We start from the raw sequence: 16283 nt of genomic DNA, 5'->3' as shown, positions 1-16283 counted from the left end.
CGCGATGACCGAGGAGACGCCTGATTCCCAACTGAAAGCCGCCGCCCTGATCGCCGACGAGGCGCGCCGGGCGCCGGACAAGCCGGGCGTCTATCGCATGTATGGCGAGGACGGGTCGTGCCTGTACGTCGGCAAGGCCAAGTCACTGAAGAAGCGCATCGTCCAGTATGCGCAAGGGCGTTTTCACACCCAGCGGATCGGCCTGATGGTGTCGCAGACCCGGTCGATGGAGCTGGTGGTCACCGCCACCGAGACCGAAGCCCTGCTGCTGGAATCCAACTTCATCAAGAAGCTGAAGCCCCGCTTCAACGTGGTGCTGCGCGACGACAAGTCCTTCGCCGAACTGATGATCCGCCGCGACCACCGCGCGCCCCAGGTCAGGAAGCATCGCGGCGCCCACACCACGCCCGGCGACTATTTCGGCCCCTTCGCCTCGACCTGGGCGGTGAACCGCACGCTGAACACCCTGCAGAAGGCCTTCCTGCTGCGCTCCTGTTCCGACAGCGTCTACGAGACCCGCACCCGCCCCTGCATGCTGCATCAGATCAAGCGCTGCTCGGCGCCGTGCACCGGCCTGATCAGCCTGGACGACTACGGCGAACTGGTCACCGAGGCCGAGCAGTTCCTGCGCGGCAAGTCCCGCGCCGTCATCAGCCGCCTGTCCAAGGAGATGCAGGCGGCGTCGGACGAGATGGACTTCGAACAGGCCGCCCGCGTGCGCGACCGCATCCGCGCCCTGTCGGCCATTGCGATGGAGAACTCGGTCAGCGCCGACAGCGTCGCCGAAGGCGACGTCTTCGCCCTGCATTCCGACGGGGGCCAGGCCTGCGTCCAGGTCTTCTTCTATCGCGCCGGCCAGAACTGGGGCGGCCGCGCCTATTTCCCGCGCGTGGACAAGACCGACACCGATCCCGAGATCCTGGCCGCCTTCCTGGGCCAGTTCTACGAGGACAAGCCGATCCCGCGCCTGATCCTGTCCAACGTCCGCCCGCACGAGCTGGAACTGCTGGAAGAGGCCTTTTCGATGAAGGCGGATCGCAAGGTCGAGATCGTCCGTCCGATGCGCGGAGAGAAGCTGGCCCTGGTCGACCACGCCCTGACCAATGCGCGCGAGGCCCTGGGCCGCCGCCTGGCCGAAAGCTCGGCGCAGGGCAAGATCCTGGACGAGGTTTGCGAGGCCTTCGGACTGGAGAGCCGGCCCGAGCGGATCGAGATCTACGACAACGCCCACATTCAAGGGACGAACGCGGTGGGCGGCATGGTCGTCGCCGGCCCCGAAGGCTTCCAGAAGTCGCAGTATCGCAAGTTCAACATCCGGGGCGAGGATCTGACGCCCGGCGACGACTACGGCATGATGCGCGAGGTGATGCGCCGTCGCTTCTCGCGCCTGGTCAAGGACGAGGAAGAGGGCGAAGACGTCGTCCGCCCCGACCTGCTGCTGATCGACGGCGGCGCGGGGCAGTTGGCCGAGGTGCTGGCGGTCATGGCCGACCTGGGCGGGCTAGATGACATCACCGTCGTCGGCGTGGCCAAGGGGCCCGATCGCGACGCCGGCATGGAGAAGTTCTTCATGCCCGGCAAGGCCCCCTTCATGCTGCCGCTGAAGTCGCCGGCCCTCTACTACCTCCAGCGACTGCGCGACGAGGCCCACCGCTTCGCCAACGGCGCCCACGCCAAGCGCCGCTCGATGGACATCAAGAAGAATCCGCTGGACGAGATCGAAGGCGTCGGCCCCGGCCGCAAGAAGGCTCTGCTGCACGCCTTCGGCTCGGCCAAGGGCGTCAGCCGCGCCTCCCTGGCCGATCTGGTCAAGGTCGATGGCATAAACCAACCCCTCGCCGAACGCATCCACGCCTTCTTCCGAAAGGCGTGAAACGTGTCACCATTCCAGCAGCGTGAGGCCGGGAATGTCGCGAAAATCCTCAGCGTTGCGGGTGACCAGCGTCGCGCCCGCGGTGATCGCCTGCGCCGCGATCATCCGATCCAGCACCTTGCGCCGCGAGAAGCCACACGTCTCGACGATGCCGCGATAGGCTTGCGCCTCGGCCGAGCCGAAGGCCAGCACAGGCACGGCGTCCAACAGGGCGTCCAACCTCGCTCGCCGATCAACGACGTTGGCGTCCATCCGGCCGAGATCGGCTTCCAGCTCCACCCTGCTGACGATGGAGAGCAGAAGCGGCGGGTTCAACGCGTCCACACGCTCATCAATCACCGCATCGCCGTCCCGCAAGTGAATAGCGACGTTCGTATCCAGCATGTAGGCCACGCGTCAGAGGCCCGGACGCTCGGGAATTTCCACCTCGTGGCGGACGCCGATGCTGTCGGGTTTAGGCAGGCTGCGCAGCTTGGCCAGCATCTCTTTGACGGATTTCTGCTTGGGGGAGATGGTGACGACATCGCCCTTGCGCTCGATCTCGACCTCGACGCCGGGACCGAACGAAATTTCCTTGGGCAGGCGCACAGCGTCACTGTTGCCGCTTCGGAATGTTCGACTGGTGACGGCCATGGCGAGCTCCTTCGTATAGACACGTATACACGATTTATCGGCGGTGCTCAAAGCGCTACAGGCGCTGCATGAGCGACATCGAAGACGAACTGACCGCCGGCTATCGCCGCTTCCGCGCCGAGCACTGGCCGACGGCCCGCGCCGAGTACGAGAGCCTGGCGACCAAGGGCCAGAAGCCACACACCCTGATCGTGGCCTGTTCCGACAGCCGCGCCGATCCGGCCCTGATCTTCGACTCCAAGCCAGGCGAGTTGTTCGTCGTGCGCAACGTCGCCAATCTGGTCCCGCCCTATGAGCCGGACGGCAAGCTGCACGGCGTGTCGGCGGCGCTGGAGTTCGGGGTCAAGGTGCTGGGCGTCAAGCGGATCGTGGTCATGGGCCACGCCCACTGCGGCGGGGTCAACGCCATGATCAACGGCGCCCCTGAAATCGTCGCCGACTTTGTCGCCCCCTGGATCGCCCAAGGCGCGCCCGTCGTCCAGCATGTCGCCGAAACCGTCGCCCCCGACCAGCTGGAGCGCGCCGCCGAAGAGGCCATCGTGCGGTTGTCGATCCGGAACCTGCGCACCTTCCCTTGGATCGCCGAGCGCGAAGCCAAGGGCGAGCTTCAGCTCAGCGGCCTGCATTTCGGCATCGCCGAGGGCGCGCTTACGGCCCTGACCGACAAGCCGCGGTTCGAACCGTTGGATTGAGCGGCGAACCGTGTCACACCCGGCGCGTTGCAACGGACATGACGATGACCTCCGCCCACCGCGCCAACCCCATTCCCAACATCCTGACCGGGCTGCGTCTGGCGGCCGGGGTGGTGATGTTCGCCATGATGGCCGGGGCCGCGCCGGGCGCGCTTGAGGCTTGGCTGTCGCCGGAAACCCAAGGGCGGTTCAGCGTCTGGGCCTTCTGGATCTTCGTCATCGCCGCCTCGACCGACTGGGTCGACGGCTACCTCGCCCGGCGTTGGAACGCGACCACGCGCTGGGGCGCCATTCTCGATCCCATCGCCGACAAGGTGCTGGTGACCGGCGCCATTCTGGGCGTCCTGGCCTCGGGTTCGCTGCCCGGCATCGCCCTGCCCTGCGGCCTGATCCTGTTCCGCGAATTCGCCGTCTCCGCCCTGCGCGAGACGATGGCCGGCCGCATCGAACTGCCGGTCACCCTGGCCGCCAAATGGAAGACTACGGTGCAGATGGTGGCGCTCGCCGCGCTTCAGCTGACCCTGCTGTGGGGCGCCCTTGGTCTTCAGAACGACGATGGATCGCCGCTGGCCTGGCAGCCGGCGTTCGAATCCTTCGCCATCTTCCTGATCTGGTTCGCCGCCATCATCACCCTGTGGACCGGCTGGCAGTATTTCAGCGAAGCCCGTCGCCAGATGCGGGATCTTTAGGGCCGTAACGTCAGCCCGGCCGGCGTGGCGGAAAAGGCGGAGAGCCGGCCCAAATAGCTCATGCCCAGCAGGGAGTATTCCAGCCCCTGCTCCACCACCAGGGCCTCGACCCGGTCCACCCGCGCGCCCGCGACCGAGATCGTCTTCAGCTGAACCGGCGCGGCGCGCACGACCCCCGACGCGGTCTGGACCTTGCCGGTGAAGGCTTCGGGTTCGGGATCGACGCCCAGCCTCAGGGCGTCGGCGCGTGTCAGGGCGACCACGCTGGCGCCCGTATCCACCAGCACCCGCACCGCCTTGCCGTCGATATTGGCCTCGGCCCAGTAGTGGCCGTCCGCGCCCTTCACCACCTGGGCGTCGGTGCCGGAGGCCCCCACCGCCGCCTCGACGACGGGCGTCGCCGCCTGAGCCATGCCGTCGCCTTCCAGATGGCGGATCGTCAGGGCGGTGCCGAACGACGCCATGAGAGCGAAGCCGAGGACGACCACAGACTGGGTATCGATGCGAACCATGCCTCTGTCTTAGAGGCGCTGCGTTTGGATGGGGTGAAACGACGTGGCTGACGAAAGCTTAAGCCGCTAACCGCGCTAGCCCAGCTTGGCCGGATCCACCTGACTGCGGCGCGACGGCAGGTCGGCCATGACCATCGCGCGCTCGGCGTCGCTCAGCGCCCGCCAGCCGGCGATCTCCTTCAGCGTGCGAAAACAGCCGAGGCACAGGCCGCTCTCGCCATCGACCGCGCACACCATGACGCAGGGCGTCGCGATGGCCTTCGGCGGTCCGGGCCGGCCTGGGGTCGTCGCGCTCATTGTGACACAGTGGCGAAAATCACTCCGACTCCTGACGAATAAAGTTGCAAATTCATGAAACTGTCTTATATCGGCTGATGACGCGAAACGACTGACGGTGGAATCCCATTGGTACGACGCGTCTCTTTTCATCGTTCTGCGAAAGGAGACGCCAAGATGAACGATAAGGAGCGTAACCTCCAACACGCCATGATGTCCTTCGCCCTTTGGGGCGGGATGCTGGTCAACAGTCGGCATATGCCGTCGAACTCGGGCCGGGTGGTCAGCCATCCGTCCAACTTCGTACCCTATACGATCAAGAAACGCTGACGGCCCTTTCGGCCCTCAGCCTGAAGAAGCCCCGGTCTCGCCGGGGCTTTTGCAATTCCGGGCTTGCATGACGCGGCGTTCGCGGTCGATGACGGGCGCGAAGACGGAGACGACGCATGGGCCTGATCACCGAAGAGAAGCGGGGCGCGATCCTGATCTGGACGCTGGATCGCGAGGCGCGGCTGAACGCCCTGCCCGATCTGGGCGACGGCGACGAGGTCGCGGCGGCGTGCGAGCGGGTCAACGCCGATCCGTCGATCCGCTGCGTGGTCCTGACCGGCGCCGGGCGGGCGTTTTCGGCTGGCGGCGATCTGACGGCGATGCGGGACAGGCGCGACCTGTTCGAGGGCTCGGGTGCCGCCATCCGCGAACGCTATCGCCGCGTTGTCCATCGGATCGTGCGGTCGCTGTATGGGCTTGAAGTTCCGCTGATCGCCGCCGTCAACGGCCCGGCGATGGGGCTGGGCTGCGATATCGCGGGGCTTGGGGACATCCGCATCGCGTCTGAACGCGCCAGTTTCGGCGTGCCCTTCTTGAAGCTGGGCATCATCCCGGGCGACGGCGGGTCCTGGCTGCTGCCGCGCAACATCGGCTATGCGCGCGCCGCCGAACTGCTGTTCACCGCCCGATCCATCGACGCCGCCACGGCGGCCGAATGGGGGCTGGTCAATCGCGTGGTCGCGCACGACGACCTGATGACCGAGGCCTTGGCTACCGCCGCCCAGGTCGCGGCCCAGCCGCCCCAGGCCCTGCGCATGGCCAAGACCCTGCTGCGTCAGGGCCGCGACACGACCTTCGACCAGATGCTGGAGATGTCGGCGGCGATGCAGGCGCTCGCCCACCTGACCGAGGACCATCAGGAAGGCGTCGCAGCCGTACTGGAAAAGCGGCCGGGCGACTTCACCGGCCGCTGATCCGAAGCCCTATTTCGTCTTCATGGCCTGGTTCGGCCCCACGCCGGCGGCGACGGCGCGTTTTGCCCCGGCGGTCTCGCCCGGCTTCATGAACTTGACCAGCACCCGCTGTCCGATCAGCAGGGGCGCATCGCCGGCCGAGGCGACGACTTCCACCACCCGCTCATCGCTGCGCTGCGAGGGATCGTCCGAGGCCAGCTTGCGCGCGCCGAATACGGCGGCCCGACGCATGACCGCGCCGATATAGACCTTGCTGGCGTCGCCCTCGGGGCTGATCTCGACGGCCTGGCCGTCGGTCAGGTTCGGCAGGTCGCTCTCGACCACCTCGGCGCGGACGATGCGCGGCGCGTCGGGCTCAAGGTCGAACATGTTGGAGACGTTCAGGGTCGAGGCGCCGGCGCCGGGGTTGGCGTAGCGGCGCACGATCCGGCCGCTGGTCGGGGCGCGGATGACCGTCAGTTCCTGATTGTAGCGGGCCTGATCCAACTGTGCCCGCGCGGTCTGGACGGCGGCGACCTGCGACCCGAGACGGGCCTGAGCGGTGGCGACGGCGTCCTGAGCCTGGTCCATGCGCTGGGCGGCGACGAAGTTGGTGGCGACCAGTCGCTGTAGACGCTCCTGCTCGCGCTGGGCGGTGCGGATGTCGACGCGGATCTGGGTCAGCTGGCTTTCGGCCTGGCTGACGGCGGCGGCGGCGGCCTGTACCGCCAGACGCGCCTCGTCGTCTTCCTGACGGGCCAGGATCTGACCGGCGACGACGCGATCGCCTTCCTGAACCAGGACGTCACGGACGATACCGCCGCGACGGGCCGCGATCTGGATGATGCCGCCCTCGACGTCGACCTTGCCGTTGGCGATGGCCGCATAGGGACTGTCGACCTTGGTCGCCGCCGCCTTCTCTGCCTCCGCCTTCTTGGTCTTGGCGGCGGACTGGAACAGCATGAAGCCGACCGCCAGCACGATCACCAGCAGCAGGCCGATCCAGGTGCGTTTTTTCTTCAGAAAGCCGGGCATTGGCGTGTCGTCCCTAAGAGGAAATCGTCGTGTCGGTTAGTGGGACGCCAGGATGGCGTTCGGATCGGGGATGCGGCGCTGGTCGTCCAGGATCTTGCCGTCCTCGATGTGGATGACCCGGTCGGCCCAGGCCTCCAGGCGCGGATCGTGGGTCACGCAGATGACGGCGGCGCCGTGTTCTGTGGCGGCTCGGCGCAGCAGCTTGATGACCACCTGGCCGTTTTCGCCATCCAGGGCCGAGGTGGGTTCGTCGGCGAACAGGATCTTGGGATCCTTGGCCAGGGCGCGGGCGATGCCGACGCGTTGTTTTTCACCACCCGACAGGGCCGCCGGCCTCTGGTGCAAACGGTGGCCCAGGCCGACCTCTTCAAGGGCGATCGTGGCGCGCTTCTTGGCCTGGCCCGCGGTCAACCCCTGGAACTTCAGCACCGTCTCGACCTGCTGCAGCGCCGTCAGCGCAGGGAACAGATTGAAGCCCTGGAAGATGAAGCCGCAGTTATCCAGGCGGAACTTGTCGATCCGGCCGGATGACAGCTTCCACAGATCATCGACGTCCAGCGCGTCCACCCGGCCCTCCTCGGGCTTCAGCAGGCCCGACAGGGCTGCGATCAGGGTGGACTTGCCCGAGCCGGAGGGCCCCATGACCATGGTCAGGTCGCCATGCCGCGCATCGAAATCGACGCCCTTCAGCACGTCGACCCAGGCCTTGCCGGACTTGAACCGCTTGACCAGGCTTTTGGCCTCGATGGCGAAGTCGCCGTGCTTGCCGTGAACCTTTGTATGAACGTTCATCGCAGCAGGTCCGCCGGTTGGCTGTTCTTGAGGATGCCCAGCGACAGCAGGCCGGACACCATAGCGATGGCGATCAGGCCGATGCCGACGACGATCAGCAGCGACAGCGGCAGAGCGATGATCACCGCCCCCATCATCGCCAGCAGCGAGACGAGCCAGGTCAGCACAATGGCCGCGATGACGCCGACGACGCCGACCCAGAAGCTGAGCTCGACCACGATCCGACGCAAGGACCCCATGCTGACGCCCAGGGCCCGCAGAGAGGCGAACTCCTTGATGTTGGCCATGATGGCGCCGCGCAGGGTCTGCCAGGTGATGGCCACGCCGATGATGATCCCCAGCACGACGCAGCCGCCGATGATGATGACCAGAATGCCTTCCTCGAACATGGCGCCGGCGTTGGCGTCGGCCAGTTGCTGCTTGGTCCAGGCCTTCCACTGACCGTTGCCCATGGCGTTCAGCTGGGCCACCACGACGGGCGCGCGGGCCGGATCGCGCAGCTTGACCATCAGCGGCCCGACGCGTGGGCCGGTGTCCGCCTGACCCAGCATCCGCAGGGTGTCGCGCGACATGACCACGCCCGGCTGCATCATATTGGGATAGCCGCGCGTGACGCCGACGACGGTTACGGTCTGGCCGTTATAAAGGGCCTTGTCGCCCAGCTTCACGCTCAGGGTCGTCAGGGCCGTCTCGTCGACCGCCACGGTGTAGGGTTGGCGCAACGCATCGACCAGTTCCTGCGAATAGTCGGTCGGGATGGTCACCGAGCCGGGACGGGTATCGATGATGCTGGCCTGGACGAACTTCTGACGCGGCGCGCCCTGCGACGCATTGTCCGCCTGGCTCTTGGTCGGATCGACTTCCTTGATGTTCTGGAAGGTGCCCCCGGCGCCGTCCAGCGGCATGACCTCGACCACCTCAGGGTGGTTGTAAGCCAAAGGAATGAATCGACGCGGCACGCCCGAAGGTCCGCCGATCAGGCTCTTGGCGCCGGGCTGCATGATGAAGATGTCGGCGTTCGACCGTTCGATCGTCGCGGTGAATCCCTTGCCGATGCCGATGAAGACGCCGGTCATCGCCAGGACCAGAAGCCCCGACAGGGCCAGGGCCATGACCGCCGCCATATAGCGGCGCCACTCGAACAGCAGTGTTGATAGCGCAAGCGACATTGTCGTCGATAAACCCCCGGTACTTGCGCCTATCTGACCGTGCGCCTCCTCACCGCCAAGTTAAATCGGGGTAAGGCTTGTGAAGAGCTGTCATTGCGGGTTCGAAATCAGGGGATTAAGGGCCTTACAGCCTCTTGGCGCCGCCCCTTCGTCGGCGCTAGTTACAACATAACAGATGGGACAGGCCGTCCCACGCTCTGGGAAACACGCCTTCATGTCCTTGCCCTCGCTTCGTCTGACCGCCTCTCTGGCCGCGCTCGGCGCCGCCACCGCCGTCCTCTCCGCGCCCGCGACCTCCGCCCGCGCCGACGAGGGCATGTGGACCTTCGACAACTTCCCCATCGCCACGGTGAACGAGAAGTACGGCGCCAACATCGACCAGGCCTGGCTGGACCGCGTGCGCAACGCCGCCGTCCGCCTGCAGGGCTGCTCGGCCTCGCTGGTGTCGAACGAAGGCCTGGTGCTGACCAACCACCACTGCGTCGTGTCTTGCGTTCAGGACCTGTCCACGGCCCAGAACGACTACGTCAAGAACGGCTGGATGCCCGCCACCCGCGAGGAAGAGAAGAAGTGCCCCGGCCAGACGGCCGAGATCCTGACCGACATCGTCGACGTCACCGACCGCGTGACCGGCGCCGGCGCCGGTCTTGAGGGCGCCGCCTTCGTCCAGGCCCGCGCCGCCGAGATCGACAAGATCCAGAAGGAGACCTGCGGCGATGACCAGAAGCTGACCTGCCAGGTCATCAGCTTCTACCGCGGCGGCCAGTACAAGCTCTACAAGTTCCGCAAGTATGACGACGTGCGCCTGGTCTTCGCGCCCGAGTTCCAGGCGGCCTTCTTCGGCGGCGACCCGGACAACTTCAACTTCCCGCGCTACGCCCTCGATGCCGGCTTCCTGCGCCTCTACGAGGACGGCAAGCCGGTCGCCACGCCGAACCACCTGACCTGGAACACCAATGCGCCCAAGGAAGGCGACGTCACCTTCGTCGCCGGCAATCCCGGCTCGACCCAGCGCCTGCTGACCGTGGCCCAGCTGGAGGCGCTGCGCGACCAGCAGATGCCGCTGACGCTGATCCAGTCGTCCGAACTGCGCGGCCGCCTGCTGGAATATTCGACCACCGGCGAAGAGGCCAAGCGCGTCACCGTCGATCCGCTGTTCGGCCTGGAGAACAGCTTCAAGGTCTATTACGGCCAGCAGGGCGCCCTGACCGATCCCGCCTTCATGGCCACCAAGCGCCGCGAGGAGCAGGAACTGCGCCAGCGCGTCGCCGCCGACCCGGCCCTGGCCCAGCGCATCGGCGATCCCTGGGCCGATCTGGAGCGCGTCTCGACCGCCCAGCGCGACCTGTATCTGCCCTATCGCCAGTTGGAGTCGGCGGCGGGCCAGCGGTCGCAGCTCTACAGCTACGCCAAGGCCATCGTCCGCGCGTCCAAGGAACGGGCCCAGCCGGTCGCCGAGCGCCGCGCCGGCTATTCGGACGCCGATATCGCCTCGCTAGGCCGTCGCCTGGCGACCGAGACGCCGATCTCGACGGATCTGGAGAAGATCTTCCTCGACTTCTGGCTGTCCAAGACCCGCGAATATCTGACGGTCGACAATGCGAACGTTAAGGCGCTGCTGGGCAAGGAAAGCCCCGAGCAGATCGCGGAGCGTCTGGTCGATGGCACGCGCCTGGCCGATCCCGCCTTCCGCGCCCAGGCCCTGGCCATGACGCCGGAGCAACTGGCCGCCTCGGGCGACCCGCTGATCCAGTTCGCCCTGGCCAATGACGATGCGGCTCAAGCCGTCCGCACCCAGTGGGAATCGGCCGTGTCCGGTCCGACCAGCCGCGCCGGCGAAAAGATCGCCCAGGCCCGGTTCGCGGTTTACGGCACCAACCTGTATCCCGACGCGACCTTCAGCCTTCGCCTGTCCTATGGCCAGGTGAAGGGCTGGACCTATCGCGGCGTGACGGTCGAACCCTTCACCCAGATCGGCGGCCTGTATGAGCGCAACACCGGCGCCGAGCCCTTCAACGCGGCCGAGGACTGGCTGGCGGCCGAGGGCAAGGTCAACAAGTCGACCGTCTATGACTTCGTCTCGACCAACGACATCATCGGCGGGAACTCGGGCTCGCCCGTGATCAACGCCAAGGGCGAAGTCATCGGCGCGGCCTTCGACGGCAACATCCACTCGCTGGGCGGCAGCTTCGGTTACGATCCCGAACTGAACCGCACGGTGACGGTCTCGACCGCCGCCATTACCGAGGCCCTGCGCAACGTCTACAACCAGCCCCGCCTGCTGCGCGAACTGGGCGTGCGTCGCTAAGCTGAAAATCCTTCTCCCCGCGGGGGAGAAGGTGGCTCGCGCTAGCGAGACGGATGAGGGGGCTGGTTGACCCAGGCTCCCTTTTTCCATTTTGAATGCGGACAGAGCCCCCTCATCCGAGCCCTTTGGGCTCACCTTCTCCCCCGAGGGGAGAAGGATCAGGAGTTTTCCATGCGCCCTCTTCTCCTCGCCTCCGCCGCCGTTCTCGCCTTCGCCGCCGCCACCTCGGCCAGCGCCGAGGAAGGCATGTGGACCTACGACAACTTCCCCATCGCCCGCGCCAACCAGACGCTGGGGACCAATATCGATCAGGCCTTTCTGGATCGGGTGCGGCTGTCGTCGGTGAAGTTCGGCGGCTGTTCGGCGGGCGTGGTGTCGGGCCAGGGTCTGGTGATGACCAACAACCACTGCGTCGCCACCTGCGTCGCCAACCTGTCCACGCCGCAACAGCAGTACGGCGAGACGGGCTTTACGCCCAAGACGCGCGAGGAAGAACGCAAATGCCCCGGCGCCACGGCCGAGATCCTGACCGACATCTCCGATGTCACCGAGCGGATGCACAAGGCCGGCGAAGGTCTTGAGGGCCAGGCCTTCACCCAGGCCCGCGAGGCCGAGGCGGGTCGGATCGAGACCGAAGCCTGCGGAAACGATCCCAAGATTCGCTGCCAGGTCGTCAGCCTGTACCGGGGCGGTCAGTTCAAACTCTACAAATACCGCAAATACAGCGATGTGCGCCTGGCCTGGGCGCCGGAAGACCGCGCCGCCACCTTCGGCGGCGATTTGGACAACTTCTCCTTCCCCCGCTTCGCCATCGATGCGGCCTTCATCCGCCTGTACGAGGACGGCAAGCCGGTCGAGACGCCGATCCACTTCGCCTGGAACGCCGACAAGCCGACCGAAGGCGAGGCCGTCTTCATCACCGGCAATCCCGGCGCCACCCAGCGCCTGCTGACAATGGACCAGCTGGCCACCATCCGCGACGTGGTCCTGCCGCTGGATCAGTTGATCGCCTCGGAGCTGCGCGGCCGTCTGATCCGCTATTCCGAAGAGGGCGAGGACCAGGCCTTCATCGCCATGGACCCGATCGTGGGCGTGGAGAACACCTACAAGCGCGGCCTGGGCCGAATGCGCGCCCTGACCGACGCTCAGTTCATCCAGGCCAAGGCGGCGGCCGAGGTCGACTTCATGCAGCGCTACGCCGCCGCCAACGGCAATGGTCCCGATCCCTGGGGCGCGCTGGAAGCGGTTCAGCCCATCGCGCGCGAACTCTATGCGCCGACCGCCCTGCTGGAAGGCGGCACGGGCCTGGGCACCACCTCGGTCGCCGGCGGATCGCAGCTGTTCCAGTGGGCCAAGGCCATCGTGCGCGGCGCGCAGGAACGGGCCAAGCCGTCGGACCAACGTCTGGCCGAGTTCGCCGACAGCCGCCTGCCGGGCGTCGAATCCGGCCTGTTCGCTGAACGGCCCACCTATCCCGAGCTGGAGCAGATCCGGCTGGAATGGTGGCTGTCCAAGACGCGCGAATGGCTGACCGTGGACAGCCCCCATGTCCGCACCCTGCTGGGCAAGGAAAGCCCCGAAGCACTGTCGGCCCGCGTCGTCACTGGCACCAAGCTGGCCGATCCGGCCGTGCGTCGCGCCCTGTGGACCGGCGGCCTGGCGGCGGTTCAGGCGTCGGACGATCCGATGATCCAGTATGTGCTGTCGATAGACGCGGACGCCCGCGCCGTCCGCACGGAATGGGAGAATAAGGTCAAGGCCCCGACCGACCGGGCGTCGGAACAGCTGGCGGCCGCTCGCTTCGCCGCCTATGGCGACGCCGTCTATCCCGACGCCACCGGCACCCTGCGTCTGACCTATGGCAAGGTCGAAGGCTCCGACGTACCGGGCCAGCGCTTCGGCGCCTTCACCACTTTCGCCGGCCTGTGGGACCGCGCCACCGGCGCCGAACCGTTCAAGGTCGCGCCCAAGCTGATGGCCGCCAAGGATCGGATCGATCCGAACGCGGTGATGGACATGGCCGTCTCGACCGATACCATCGGCGGTTCGTCCGGCTCGCCCGCGGTCAACGCCCGGGGCGAGATCATCGGGGCCAACTTCGATTCCACCGTCCTGACACAGCGCAACGCCTATGGCTATGACCGCAACACCAACCGCAGCGTGATCGTCACAACCCAGGCCGTCACCGTGGCCCTGCGCGACGTTTATGGGATGGATCATCTGCTGACGGAGCTGGGCGTCAGCCGGTGACGCAGATCGCCGTCAGCGTGGCGACGCCCGACGACGTCGCCGCGCTGCATCCTCTGATCGAGCGCGCCTATCGCGGCGAAACGGCCAAGGCCGGCTGGACGCATGAAGCCGACCTGCTGTTCGATGATCGCACCAGCGCGGCGGAGCTGTCGGCCCTGATCGCCGATCCCGACCGGGTCATCCTGCTGGCCCATAGCGACGGCGCGCTGATCGGCTGCGTCCAGGTCGCCCGCGCCGGGGACGACCTGGCCTATCTCGGCATGCTGACGGTCGAGCCGACCTTGCAGGCGTCCGGCCTCGGCCGTCGTCTGCTCGCGGCCGCCGAAAGCGAGGCGATCGCGCGTTTCGGCGCGCGCCGCATGGAGATGACCGTCATCCACCGCCGGACCGAACTGATCGCCTGGTACGAACGACGCGGTTACGCCCCTACCGGCGAGACTCGCCCCTTCCCCGTCGATCCGCTCCGACCCGAGCTGGAATTCGCGGTGCTGGAAAAAGCGCTCTAGCCGCCCCTTGCAAAACGGACAGTCGTGTCCATTTACGCGCCTCACCATGACGCGCCCTGCCGAAAAACCTGTTCGCAAGGACGCCGCTCTGAACCGGGCGGCGGTGCTGGAGGCCGCGCGCGCGGTCTTCGCCAGCCAAGGGTTGGATGCACCCCTGGATCTGATCGCCGAACGGGCCGGTGTGGGGCGCGGCACCCTTTATCGGCACTTCGCCGACCGCACGGAACTGGCTCTGGCGGTGCTGGAGGCTGATGTCGCGGACCTGGGTCGGCGCACCGCCGAACAGGGCGATGATCCGCAGGCCTTCTTCTGGTTTCTTGACCGGCTGGCCGAGGACATGGTGCGCAATGCGGGACTGGCCGGGGTCGTGCGGAACGTGCGGTCGCCAGATGCGCTTACACCGTTGCGGCAGAGCTTGATGGAGGCGGGCGCCGCACCGCTGAAGCGGGCCCAGGCCGCCGGCCTGGTGAGGGAGGATCTGCGGCCGATGGACATCCGTCTGATCGCCACCCTGCTGGGCGCCGGTTTTCAGGGCGCAGACGAAGCCGAGCGCCAGGCGGTGTCGCTGCGCACCCGCGCGCTCGTTCTGGACGGGCTGAGACCGCGCGGGGAGCCGCGCTGATGGCCCGCAACAACTGGCACCTGCCCTGGGAACAGTATGTCGAGACGCTGAAGCCGCACGAGCGGCCGATGATGCCCGGCTCGCCCGCCACGCCCGACCACGCCTGGCCGATCCGGATACAGTACGCCCTGACCGGCCTGCTGGTCGCCATGGTCGGATCGCTGGGCAACGCCGCCGTCACCGCCAACATCCAGAACCTGCAAGGCTCGCTGGGGATTACGATCACCGAGGCCGCCTGGCTGCCGGTCGTCTTCGTCATGACCAACGCCTGCATGAACCTGATCCTGGTCAAGTTCCGGATGCAGTACGGCCTGCGCCTGTTCACCCAGATTTTCCTGGGCGCGTTCGTGCTGGTCTGCGCTGCTCATTTGTTCGTCGACAACTATCAATCGACCCTGCTGGTGCGGGCCATCGCCGGCATGGCGGGCGCGGGCCTTTCCAGCCTGGGCTTTCTCTACATCATCCAGGCCTTCCCGGCGGCGCATAGGCTCAAAGGGCTGATCATCGGCATCGGCCTGGCCAGTTTCGCCGTGCCGATTTCGCGCCTGGTCATGCCCGGCCTGCTCCAGCTGGGCGATTGGCGCGCCTTCTATCTGTTCGAGCTGGGCCTGTGCCTGGTCGCCTGGGGCGCGGTGCAGGTCGTCAAACTGCCGCCGTCCGAGCGGCTGCGGGTCTTCGACCGGCTGGACTTTTTGACCTTCGCCCTGTTTGCGCCAGGCGTGGCCCTGTTGTGCGCGGCCCTGGGTCTGGGGCGGATCGTCTGGTGGACGCAAGCCGCCTGGATCGGCTGGGCCTTGATCGGCTCCGTCATCCTGCTGACCGCCGCGTTCCTGGTCGAGCACAATCGCAAGAACCCGCTGATCAACACCCGCTGGCTTACGGGGCCGGATCTGCTGCGCCTGTTCGGGGCGATCCTGCTGATCCGCATCGTGCTGTCGGAACAGACCTCCGGCGCGGTGGGCTTCCTGACCGTCGTCGGCCTGGGACCGGATCAGCTTCACGGCCTGTTCGTCGTCATCCTGCTGTCGATGATCGCCGGCACCCTGGTCAGCGCCTTCACCCTGAACATGGAAAAGCTGAACAAGCCGATCGCCATCGCCCTGGCGCTGATCGCGATCGGCGCCTGGATCGACAGCCATTCGACGGTCCTGACGCGCCCGGCGCAGCTGTATTTCAGCCAGGCCCTGATAGCCTTCGCCTCAGCCATGTTCATCGGCCCGGCGCTGATGATCGGCATCGTCAAGGTGCTGACCCAGGGCAAGCAGAACCTGATCAGCTTCATCGTCATGTTCAGCGTGCTTCAGAACGTCGGCGGTCTGGCGGGATCGGCCCTGACCGGAACGCTCCAGATCATCCGCGAGAAATACCATTCCAACCAGCTGGCGGCCGGGATTTCGGCGCTGGACCCGCAGGTCGCCTTGCGGCTGCGTCAGCTGTCGGGCGCCTATGCCTCGACGATAACGGACCCCGCACTGGCGAACGCCGAGGGCGCCGTCCTGCTGGGCCGACAGGTGACGCAACAGGCCAATGTGCTGGCCTACAATGACGTCTTTCTGGTCATCGCCGTGATCGCGGCCCTGGGCTCCGCCTGGGTGACCGTCACCCACCTGCGGCCGCGCTGGAAGGCGCGCCGCGACGCCAAGACCAACAATGCAGACGCTGCGGTCCAAAGCGCCGCCGTCGCCGCCGCCGACTGAACCGAG

Annotated in this window: 17 protein-coding genes; 10 read left to right on the top strand and 7 right to left on the bottom strand. The window is 66.7% G+C overall.

Annotated elements, in window-relative coordinates:
• Positions 1-4 precede the first annotated feature (4 nt).
• Complete coding sequence (gene uvrC / locus DT343_RS01415) at positions 5-1873, top strand: excinuclease ABC subunit UvrC (RefSeq protein ID WP_112861474.1); 1869 nt, start codon at positions 5-7, stop codon at positions 1871-1873.
• Positions 1874-1879: 6 nt separating this feature from the next.
• Here uvrC and DT343_RS01410 read toward each other — a convergent pair whose 3' ends face one another.
• Both DT343_RS01410 and DT343_RS01405 read right to left on the bottom strand, forming a co-directional pair.
• Positions 1880-2257: a PIN domain-containing protein gene (locus tag DT343_RS01410; RefSeq protein ID WP_258522469.1), complete on the bottom strand. Its 378-nt coding sequence runs from the start codon at positions 2255-2257 to the stop codon at positions 1880-1882.
• A 12-nt stretch (positions 2258-2269) separates the two neighbouring features.
• A complete protein-coding gene (locus DT343_RS01405; RefSeq protein ID WP_112861472.1) occupies positions 2270-2506 on the bottom strand; it encodes an antitoxin in 237 nt (78 codons plus the stop codon).
• Between the two features lie 68 nt (positions 2507-2574).
• Here DT343_RS01405 and DT343_RS01400 point away from each other — a divergent pair, with 68 nt between their 5' ends.
• Positions 2575-3198 carry a carbonic anhydrase gene (locus tag DT343_RS01400; RefSeq protein WP_112861471.1) on the top strand — a complete coding sequence of 208 codons (624 nt, stop codon included), beginning with the start codon at positions 2575-2577 and terminating at the stop codon, positions 3196-3198.
• Positions 3199-3242: 44 nt separating this feature from the next.
• Complete coding sequence (pgsA, locus tag DT343_RS01395; protein WP_026108402.1) at positions 3243-3887, top strand: CDP-diacylglycerol--glycerol-3-phosphate 3-phosphatidyltransferase; 645 nt, start codon at positions 3243-3245, stop codon at positions 3885-3887.
• Here the strand turns inward: pgsA and DT343_RS01390 are convergent.
• Both DT343_RS01390 and DT343_RS01385 read right to left on the bottom strand, forming a co-directional pair.
• Positions 3884-4399 (bottom strand): retropepsin-like aspartic protease family protein, encoded by a 516-nt coding sequence (locus DT343_RS01390; RefSeq protein ID WP_017505111.1) that lies wholly within the window; start codon positions 4397-4399, stop codon positions 3884-3886. The two genes, pgsA and DT343_RS01390, sit on opposite strands and share 4 nt — an antisense overlap.
• Positions 4400-4474: 75 nt before the next feature.
• Positions 4475-4696, bottom strand: a complete 222-nt coding sequence (locus tag DT343_RS01385; RefSeq protein ID WP_112861470.1) for a DUF1289 domain-containing protein — start codon at positions 4694-4696, stop codon at positions 4475-4477.
• A gap of 156 nt (positions 4697-4852) precedes the next feature.
• On the opposite strand from DT343_RS01385, the gene DT343_RS17405 reads away from it, so the two are divergent.
• Positions 4853-5005, top strand: coding sequence for a hypothetical protein (locus DT343_RS17405; RefSeq protein ID WP_017505113.1), 153 nt, complete (start codon positions 4853-4855; stop codon positions 5003-5005).
• Positions 5006-5121: 116 nt separating this feature from the next.
• Entirely contained in the window at positions 5122-5919 is a 798-nt protein-coding gene (locus DT343_RS01380) for a crotonase/enoyl-CoA hydratase family protein (protein WP_112861469.1), read from the top strand.
• A gap of 9 nt (positions 5920-5928) precedes the next feature.
• On the opposite strand, the gene DT343_RS01375 is transcribed toward DT343_RS01380, so the two are convergent.
• Genes DT343_RS01375 through DT343_RS01365 form a run of 3 tightly spaced genes read right to left on the bottom strand, consistent with a single transcriptional unit; the run spans position 5929 to position 8894 of the window.
• Complete coding sequence (locus DT343_RS01375) at positions 5929-6933, bottom strand: HlyD family secretion protein (RefSeq protein ID WP_112861468.1); 1005 nt, start codon at positions 6931-6933, stop codon at positions 5929-5931.
• A gap of 36 nt (positions 6934-6969) precedes the next feature.
• The gene (locus tag DT343_RS01370; RefSeq protein ID WP_112861467.1) at positions 6970-7725 is read right to left on the bottom strand and encodes an ABC transporter ATP-binding protein; all 756 of its coding nucleotides are present in this window, start codon (positions 7723-7725) and stop codon (positions 6970-6972) included.
• Positions 7722-8894: an ABC transporter permease gene (locus tag DT343_RS01365; protein ID WP_112861466.1), complete on the bottom strand. Its 1173-nt coding sequence runs from the start codon at positions 8892-8894 to the stop codon at positions 7722-7724. Before DT343_RS01365 ends, DT343_RS01370 begins: the two co-directional genes overlap by 4 nt.
• 214 nt (positions 8895-9108) lie before the next feature.
• Between DT343_RS01365 and DT343_RS01360 the strand changes: the two genes are divergently transcribed.
• The 5 genes from DT343_RS01360 to DT343_RS01340 all read left to right on the top strand — a co-directional run bounded on the left by DT343_RS01360 (position 9109) and on the right by DT343_RS01340 (position 16277).
• A complete protein-coding gene (locus tag DT343_RS01360; protein WP_112861465.1) occupies positions 9109-11202 on the top strand; it encodes a S46 family peptidase in 2094 nt (697 codons plus the stop codon).
• 171 nt (positions 11203-11373) lie between these two features.
• A complete protein-coding gene (locus tag DT343_RS01355; RefSeq protein ID WP_112861464.1) occupies positions 11374-13452 on the top strand; it encodes a S46 family peptidase in 2079 nt (692 codons plus the stop codon).
• Positions 13449-13958 (top strand): GNAT family N-acetyltransferase, encoded by a 510-nt coding sequence (locus DT343_RS01350; protein ID WP_112861463.1) that lies wholly within the window; start codon positions 13449-13451, stop codon positions 13956-13958. The genes DT343_RS01355 and DT343_RS01350 overlap by 4 nt, the downstream gene beginning before the upstream one ends.
• 46 nt (positions 13959-14004) lie before the next feature.
• Positions 14005-14580 (top strand): TetR/AcrR family transcriptional regulator, encoded by a 576-nt coding sequence (locus DT343_RS01345; protein WP_112861462.1) that lies wholly within the window; start codon positions 14005-14007, stop codon positions 14578-14580.
• Positions 14580-16277, top strand: coding sequence for an MFS transporter (locus tag DT343_RS01340; protein WP_112861461.1), 1698 nt, complete (start codon positions 14580-14582; stop codon positions 16275-16277). The genes DT343_RS01345 and DT343_RS01340 overlap by 1 nt, the downstream gene beginning before the upstream one ends.
• Positions 16278-16283 lie beyond the last annotated feature (6 nt).

It is taken from the genome of Brevundimonas vesicularis, assembly GCF_900445985.1.
Classification (GTDB): domain Bacteria; phylum Pseudomonadota; class Alphaproteobacteria; order Caulobacterales; family Caulobacteraceae; genus Brevundimonas; species Brevundimonas vesicularis_D.
This window is presented reverse-complemented; position numbering and strand designations above follow the sequence as displayed.

Excerpts from the sequence above, each read along its gene's own strand:
- uvrC (WP_112861474.1), top strand. The coding sequence starts at position 5 with ATGACCGAGGAGACGCCTGATTCCCAACTGAAAGCCGCCGCCCTGATC.
- DT343_RS01410 (WP_258522469.1), bottom strand. The coding sequence starts at position 2,257 with ATGCTGGATACGAACGTCGCTATTCACTTGCGGGACGGCGATGCGGTG.
- DT343_RS01405 (WP_112861472.1), bottom strand. The coding sequence starts at position 2,506 with ATGGCCGTCACCAGTCGAACATTCCGAAGCGGCAACAGTGACGCTGTG.
- DT343_RS01400 (WP_112861471.1), top strand. The coding sequence starts at position 2,575 with ATGAGCGACATCGAAGACGAACTGACCGCCGGCTATCGCCGCTTCCGC.
- pgsA (WP_026108402.1), top strand. The coding sequence starts at position 3,243 with ATGACCTCCGCCCACCGCGCCAACCCCATTCCCAACATCCTGACCGGG.
- DT343_RS01390 (WP_017505111.1), bottom strand. The coding sequence starts at position 4,399 with ATGGTTCGCATCGATACCCAGTCTGTGGTCGTCCTCGGCTTCGCTCTC.
- DT343_RS01385 (WP_112861470.1), bottom strand. The coding sequence starts at position 4,696 with ATGAGCGCGACGACCCCAGGCCGGCCCGGACCGCCGAAGGCCATCGCG.
- DT343_RS17405 (WP_017505113.1), top strand. The coding sequence starts at position 4,853 with ATGAACGATAAGGAGCGTAACCTCCAACACGCCATGATGTCCTTCGCC.
- DT343_RS01380 (WP_112861469.1), top strand. The coding sequence starts at position 5,122 with ATGGGCCTGATCACCGAAGAGAAGCGGGGCGCGATCCTGATCTGGACG.
- DT343_RS01375 (WP_112861468.1), bottom strand. The coding sequence starts at position 6,933 with ATGCCCGGCTTTCTGAAGAAAAAACGCACCTGGATCGGCCTGCTGCTG.
- DT343_RS01370 (WP_112861467.1), bottom strand. The coding sequence starts at position 7,725 with ATGAACGTTCATACAAAGGTTCACGGCAAGCACGGCGACTTCGCCATC.
- DT343_RS01365 (WP_112861466.1), bottom strand. The coding sequence starts at position 8,894 with ATGTCGCTTGCGCTATCAACACTGCTGTTCGAGTGGCGCCGCTATATG.
- DT343_RS01360 (WP_112861465.1), top strand. The coding sequence starts at position 9,109 with ATGTCCTTGCCCTCGCTTCGTCTGACCGCCTCTCTGGCCGCGCTCGGC.
- DT343_RS01355 (WP_112861464.1), top strand. The coding sequence starts at position 11,374 with ATGCGCCCTCTTCTCCTCGCCTCCGCCGCCGTTCTCGCCTTCGCCGCC.
- DT343_RS01345 (WP_112861462.1), top strand. The coding sequence starts at position 14,005 with ATGACGCGCCCTGCCGAAAAACCTGTTCGCAAGGACGCCGCTCTGAAC.
- DT343_RS01340 (WP_112861461.1), top strand. The coding sequence starts at position 14,580 with ATGGCCCGCAACAACTGGCACCTGCCCTGGGAACAGTATGTCGAGACG.